Source organism: Streptomyces torulosus, from assembly GCF_001419765.1.
Classification (GTDB): Bacteria; Actinomycetota; Actinomycetes; order Streptomycetales; family Streptomycetaceae; genus Streptomyces; species Streptomyces torulosus.
Window position 1 is genome coordinate 1 of the sequence record NZ_LIRK01000244.1, and the last position, 7,075, is coordinate 7,075.

Here is a 7,075-nt window from a genome sequence, read left to right on the forward strand (position 1 = left end):
CCCACCGTGAACCCCGTGTCGCCTGGCTCCTCGTCCTCCCCCTCCTCGCGCTCGTCCTGGTCGCCCCGCCCGCCGCCGGGTCGTACACCGCGATGCGCACCGGATCGGCCTTGCAGGAGCAGCCCTGGGGCTACCCGAAGCTCCCCGCCGACGGCCCTCTGAAGCTGACCGTCGCCGACTACGCGGGCCGCGCCGTGTACGACAAGGGCCGTGCCCTCGCCGGCCGGCAGATCAAGGTCGCCGGCTTCCTCGCCCTCGACGGCCACGGCGCCCCGTACCTCGTCCGCATGGCCCTGAACTGCTGCGCCGCCGACGCCCAGCCCGTCAAGATCGCCCTCAGTGGGGAACTCCCCCCGGTGCTCCAGCCGGACAGCTGGATCGAGGTGACCGGCACGTACTCCCCGAAGCGCACGAAGGATCCGGTCAACGGCACGGCCGTCCCCTACCTCTCCGTCGCCTCCACCCGCCCGGTCAAGGCCCCGCAGGACCCGTACGACGAGGCCTGGAACGGCTGACACCCGCCCCTCGTGACGGCGCGCGCGGCTCTGGATACCTGACGGTCCGTCAGTTAAGGTCGGCGGCAACGCCGTACCCCCGAGAGGTGAGTGCCGTGCCGACACATCCCCGGACCCCGAGCCCGCAGCCGCCCGGCGCTCCCCGCTGGGTCGCGATGTTCTACGAGCCCGGGTCGTCCTCCTGGAAGGTGGGCGCCCAGTCGCCGTACCGTTCGCCCGTGCTGTACGCGGTGGGGGAGATGACCCAGACCCTGCGGGCGCGCGGCGAGGACCCGGCGGTCACGGTGTGGGGACCCAAGGACGGGCCGGGCGGCGTCGATTGGGAGCGGCACGACCCGGCGGCCCTCGCGACGGACGCCACCCCGCTCCGGGAGTCCGACCGGACCGCCGACGCGCCCACCGCGAAGCCCAGCACCCTCGCCGAGCGCATGACCGGCCGGCGTCAGCAGGTGCTCATGGCCGGTCTGGGCAAGGCGGGCCTCTACGACCTGGCGCCGGACGACGTGGCGGCGGTCCGGGCCGTCGTCGACGGCCTCGACGAGACCACCGTCCGCCGGATCGCCCACTGGCTCACGATGGCGGGCACCGGCCGCTCCTAGAAGCCGCCGTGCCTGGAAGCCTCCGCTCCAAGGAGCCGCCGTGCCTGGAAGCCTCCGCTCCAAGGAGCCGTCGCGCCTGGAAGCCGTCGCGCCTGGGGGGGCGCCGTCCCTGGCAGCCGCTGCCTCTCGAAGTCACGCCCCTGGAAGCCGCCGTCCCTGGAAGTCGTGCCGCTGGAGGTCGCCGTCCTGAGAAGTGCGCCCCTGGGGCTCACCGCCCCTGGAAACCGCCACCGCCCCCGTGCTCCCCGCCCGGCGGTGGGCCGTGGGTGTGGCCGTGGCTGTGGACGAGCGGGTCCAGGCGGTCCGGGTAGGTCCAGCGGAACGTGGCCAGGGCGCGGGCGCGGGCCTCTATCACCGCCATGCGGGCGGCTCGTTCGGCCTTGTCGCGGTGGGCCGCCTGCCCGGTCGCCTGGCCCTCCCACTTGCGGTAGAGGAGGCCGACCTCGGCGGAGAACCAGCCGCGGCTCACGGAGTTGAGCGCGAGGAGGAGGCCGGTGTCCTCGGAAGCGGGCAGGGCCATCCAGCCGCCGAGCGCCAGCGCCAGTTCGCGGCGGACGAAGAGGGTCGCGGGATGGACCGGCGACAGGAAGTCGTGGGCCGCCCAGTGGTCGAGGACGGCGCCGCGCTCGATCGGGCCGTGCTCGGGGTCGCCGGGGAAGCCGAGGGTGGAGCCGTCGGGCAGGACGTCCAGGACGCGTGAAGTGGCCCAGCCGAGCGTGCGGTCTGCTTCGAGGGCGGCCAGATCGCGGGCGAGCACCCCCGGCGTCAGCCGGTCGTCGGCGTCCAGCACCTTCACGTAGGAACCGTCCGCCTCCGAGAGGGCGATGGTGCGGGCGACGCCGGGGCCGCCGGGCCGTCCCTGGCGGAAGGTCACGCGGGTGTCGGCGGGGACGTACGGGGCGACGGCGTCCGAGGTGCCGTCCTCCTGTATGACCCAGTGCCACTCCCAGCCGCCGGGTAACCGCTGGTCGCGCAGCGACGCGTAGGCGTCGGGGAGGAAGGGGGCCGAGGGGGCGTGGACGGCGGTGACGACGACGATGCGCCGGGTCACGGCAGCACCCACCACCCTTCGAGGCGTCGTGTCGATCGGCCGCATGACAACGCCCGGCCGCTGGCGACGGGGGATGCACCAGCGACCGGGCTATGGCCAAGGCTAACAAGGTCGCCCCCGCGACGGGAGTCGACTGCGGAACTGCGTTGACAAGTTGTGATCGGGATCACGCTCGAAGGAGGCAGTAACCAAACGTTTGTTAGATCGCGCGGGCAGTGCCGGACCCAGCCTGGAACCCGCCTGGAACCCGCCCGGAACCCGCCGAACCTCTGCCGGAACGCCCCTCGGTCCGCCGTCAGGAACCCTCGCACGGCGGCTCGTACGACAGCCGCGGCAGGTACTCGTTCCATTTCGACCGGGTCAGCACCCCGCGCGTGGCGGCGCAGATGTGCCGTACCGCCTCGTCCACGTCGAGGTTCCACAGCCGTACCGTGTCGGCGCCGCTGGAGACACCGAGCATGCCGCTCCTCGGGCTGAACGACAGGAAGTTGCCCGTCTTGGCGTTGGGGCTCATCGACTGGCCGATGGGCGAGGCGTCGGCCGGGTCGGAGACGTCCCACAGCCGGACCGTGTTGTCGTTGCCGCCGCTGGCCAGGGTCCGGCCGTCCTCGCTGAAGGTCAGCGACACGACGGCCTCGGTGTGGCCGGTGAGCGGCTCGCCGAGCCGGGTCGCGTCGGCGGGGTCGGAGACGTCCCACAGCCGGACCGTGTCGTCGTCGCTGCCACTGGCCAGGGTGGCGCCGTCCGGGCTGTACGCCAGGTCGTTGACGGGGCCGCGGTGGTCGGTGAGGGGTGCGCCGAGGCGGGCGGGGCGCCGTGGATCGGTCACGTTCCACAGCCGGGCGGTGCCGTCCGCGCTGCCGCTGACGAGGGTGCGGCCGTCGGGGCTGAAGACGAGGGCGAGGATGTAGCCCTTGTGGCCGGTGAGCGGCTTGCCGAGCGGGACGGCACGGGCCGGGTCGCTCACGTCCCACAACTGCACGGTGTGATCGTCGTACGGGGTGGCCAGGGTGCGCCCGTCCGGGCTGTACGCCATCGCGTCGGTGTAGCGGGTCCGCAGCATCAGGGGCTCCGCGTGGGGGACCGGGTGCGCGGGGTCGCTGACGTCCCACAGGTGCACCGCCCGGTTCCCGGTCACGATCGCGAGGGTGCGGCCGTCGGGGGAGAAGGCGAGGGAGCGGTTGCCACCGTCCTTGACCAGGAACGGCCTGCTCAGCGCCACCGGCCGACCGGGCTTGCGCACGTCCCACAGCCGGATCCGGCCGTCGCGCCCGGCCGTGGCGAGCACCCGCCCGTCCGGCCGGAACACCCCGTTCTGGCCGACCATGTCCGCCGTCGGTATCGACCACAGCCGGACCTTACTGTCCCCGCTCCCGGTGGCGAGGGTCCGGCCGTCCGGGCTGAAGCCCAGCGCGTACATCTCGCCGCTGGCCCCGGCGAGCGGCTCGCCCACCTGCGACGGGTACGCCGGGTCGCGGACGTTCCAAAGGCTCGCCGTGCTGTCCGCGCTGGCGACGGCCAGCGTCCCCCCGTCGGGACTGAACGCCACCGACCACACCGGGCCGGTGTGGCCGCTGAGCGGGGCACCGAGCGCGGACGGGCGCCGTCGGTCGGCGACGTTCCACAGCCGGACGGTGTTGTCGGCGCTGCCGCTGGCGAGGGTGCGCCCGTCGGGGCTGAACGCCACCGAGTGCACGGTGCCGGTGTGGCCGGTGAGCCGGGCGCCGAGCGCGGCCGGGTGCCGTGGGTCGGCGACGTTCCACAGCCGTACGGTCCGGTCGTCGCCCCCGGCGGCCAGGGTCCTGCCGTCCGGGCTGAACGCCACGGAACGCACGGGTGCGTCGTGCCCGGTGAGGGGCTTGCCCAGGGCCTTCGGACGGGACGGATCGGACACGTCCCACAGCCGCACGGTGCGGTCCTCGCCGACGGACGCCAGCGTCTTCCCGTCCGGACTGAAGGCGACCAGGTAGATCGTGCCGTCGTGGCCGGTCAGCGGTGCGCCCGACGACCGGGGCGAGCGGGGATCGCGGACGTCCCACAGCCGGATCTCCCCGTCGTCGCCGGCGCTGGCGAGCGTCCGGCCGTCCGGACTGAAGACGGCGCTGCTCACCCAGCTCGTGTGCCCGGTGAGGGGCTTGCCCAGGGCCTTCGGGCGGGACGGGTCGGACACGTCCCACAGGCGGACGGTCCGGTCGTAGCTGGCGGTGGCCAGGTACTGGCCGTCGGGGCTGTAGGAGGTGAGGTAGACGGCGCCGGTGTGGCCGAGCAGCGGGGTGGCCAGCGGCGCGTTCACGATCGAGATCAGCCGGTTGTTGGTGCCCTCGTCGCCGGGCCGCAGCCCGTGCGCCACCAGGTCGAGCTGGGCCGACAGCGACGGGTCGGTGTACTGGACGCGGTCCGCCTCGGCGACGACCTGCTCGAACACCGCGTCGTTGCGCTGCTGCCAGGCGACCACCGCCGAACCGACGGCCACCAGGGCGAGCGCGACCAGGGCCGCCACCGCGCTCCGGCTGATCCACACCGTGCGCTTGCGCAGCCTGACCGCGGCGGCCAGGAACTCCACCGCGCTGCGGGTCAGCAGGGTGTCGTCGGCGGATCCCGCCCAACTGCGGGCCTGCTCCAGGCGGGAACCCCGGTACAGCAGCGACGTGTCGCGGTCCGACTCCTCCCAGGCCCGGCCGTCCTCCTCCAGGCGCTGGCGCAGCAGATGGTCGTTGCGGCCCTCGTCGATCCAGGCCCGCAGCCGGGGCCAGGCGTGCAGCAGCGCCTCGTGGGTGATCTCCACGGTCTCCGCGTCGAGCGTCACCAGCCGGGCGCGCACCAGCGCCTCCAGCGACTCCTCCGTCTTGCCGGGGTCCGTCGACTCGTCCGCGAGCTGCCGCCGCGTCCCGCGCCGCCGGGTGGCCTGCGTGTCCTCGCCGAGCCGCACCAGCCGCAGCAACAGCAACCGGGCCGCCGTACGGGCCGCCGGGTCCAGCCCCGACCAGGCCCGCTCGGCGGTCGCGGCCACGGCGCCCTGGATCCCGCCGGCCGCCCGGTACCCGGCCAGCGTCAGCCGCCCCGCCTTGCGCCGCTGCCAGGTCACGAGCAGCGCGTGCGACAGCAGCGGCAGTACACCCGCGTCGTGCGCGCCCCGCGGCCCGTCCGCGCTCACCTCCCGCACGATCAGCTCGGCCAGCCCCGGCTCCAGCTCCAGCCCCACGGCCTTGGCCGGCCCGGCCACCGCCTCCCGCAGCTCCGCGGTCGTCAGCGGCCCCAGCACCATGTGCCGGTGCTGCAACGCGTCCGCAAGCTCCGGATACCCGAGGCACTCCTCGTAGAAGTCGGCCCGGATCCCCAGCACGACCAGTACGGGCGCGAGTTCCCCCGCGGCACCGGGCGTACAGGCGGCGGTGAGCAACTGGATGAACGTCCGCCGATCGGCCTCGTCGGAGGAGAGCGTGAACGTCTCCTCGAACTGGTCGACGATCAGGACGGGGCGGGCGGGGTCGCTCGTTCCGGAGGTGGCGGAGGTGGCGGAGGTGGCGGAGGCCGCGGCGGTCGTGCGGTGGCGGGCCCACGCCGTGACGGCCTCCCGTACCGCGTCGGCGAAGAACGACGTGCCGGGCTCGTACGCGGCGGACACGACCTGCGCGAGCTCGGGAATGTGGCGGGTCAGCTCCCCGATGGGATCGGCCCCGGGGACCATCTGGAGGACCGGGCCGCCGGGGCCGTCCGCGCCGGAGCCGTCCGCGCCCGGGCCGCCCCCGCCGTCGAGCGCGCCCTCACGCACGGCGGGCACCAACCCGGCATTGAGGAGGGAGGACTTCCCCGCCCCCGAGGCGCCGACGAGCATGACGAGGCCGCCCGTCTTCTCCACCGCCCGGAGCTGCCCGACGAGGGCGTCCGTGCTGCGCTCCCGCCCGAAGAACCAGCGGGCGTCCTGCTGCCGGTAGGAGGCCAGCCCCCGGTACGGGCAGACCCCGCCGGGGACGGCGGGGACGTCCACCGGAGGTGGCTGTTCCTCTTCCGTGGAGCCCCCCGCCGGGGCGGTCCGTTCGCCGGCCGGGCCGGCCAACGCCCGCTCCCAGAGCCGCTGCCACTGGGCCAGGTCGTACAGCCCCTTGGAGACCGGCGCGGGCCGCGCACGCCGCGCCTCGGGTATCAGGACGTGCAGGACGGCGGCGAGGGCGGCGAACTGGGCGGGCACGTTCTTGGCCCGCCGCCAGTCGCTGATCCGCTGCGCGGAGACCCGCACCGGACGCCCGCGTTCATCGACCCTTTGCAGTCGGACGACCGACTCGGAAACACTCTTGAGGGGAGGATTGCCCGCTTCCTTGTACAGCAGCGCGAGACGTTCCGCGAAGGCCGTGCGTGCCCCTGAGTCGTCACTCAAGGCCTCCACCCCTTACTTCCCCCGCTGCTGGACATCCGGACCGGAAAACTCACTTTATATGCCTGACCTGCGGCGAAGCCGTCCGGACATCTCGGGGCCCTCCTCGCCGCTGGCCCCGACTGGCAGGATCACGACCAAGCAGCCACCGCCTCGGGTGGCGCCCTCGCAGGCCACCAGCGCAGCGCACGCAGAGACGACTCATGCCGCCGTTCGTTTTAGGTCAGCTTCACCGACGCGATCACCGACACCGACGGACGTGATCACCAGGGCACACGGACGAGATCAGCGACGATCCGTCCGCCGAGACCTCGATCCAGTCCCCTGACCCGGATCGAGCACCCCCGCACCGTTCGGCACCGGTCCCCACGTGGGGAGGGACCGGTGCCGAACGAAGGCGGCCGAGCCGGACCGGCTCGGCGCCCACGCCGCACCCTCAAAGCCGTGGATGACACCGCCCCGTTTCGGCGCTATGCCGTTTCCATACGGTGTGCCGAGGGGGAGGCCGGGGGATGGCTGAAGCGGGGGCGGTTGGTGG

At 73.8% G+C, this 7,075-nt stretch carries 4 protein-coding genes; 2 read left to right on the forward strand and 2 right to left on the reverse strand.

The window, feature by feature from the left end; genetic code table 11:
• Nucleotides 1–515: TIGR03943 family putative permease subunit (locus tag AOK23_RS17355; RefSeq protein WP_055713616.1), on the forward strand; the 515-nt coding region annotated here is incomplete at its 5' end.
• 95 nt (nucleotides 516–610) lie between these two features.
• A complete protein-coding gene (locus tag AOK23_RS17360; protein WP_157878059.1) occupies nucleotides 611–1,114 on the forward strand; it encodes a hypothetical protein in 504 nt (167 codons plus the stop codon).
• 208 nt (nucleotides 1,115–1,322) lie between these two features.
• Here AOK23_RS17360 and AOK23_RS17365 read toward each other — a convergent pair whose 3' ends face one another.
• Together AOK23_RS17365 and AOK23_RS17370 are read right to left on the reverse strand one after the other, a co-directional pair.
• Nucleotides 1,323–2,165, reverse strand: a complete 843-nt coding sequence (locus tag AOK23_RS17365; RefSeq protein WP_079049535.1) for a glycosyltransferase family 2 protein — start codon at nucleotides 2,163–2,165, stop codon at nucleotides 1,323–1,325.
• A 295-nt stretch (nucleotides 2,166–2,460) separates the two neighbouring features.
• Nucleotides 2,461–6,549: a WD40 repeat domain-containing protein gene (locus AOK23_RS17370; protein WP_055713618.1), complete on the reverse strand. Its 4,089-nt coding sequence runs from the start codon at nucleotides 6,547–6,549 to the stop codon at nucleotides 2,461–2,463.
• Nucleotides 6,550–7,075 lie beyond the last annotated feature (526 nt).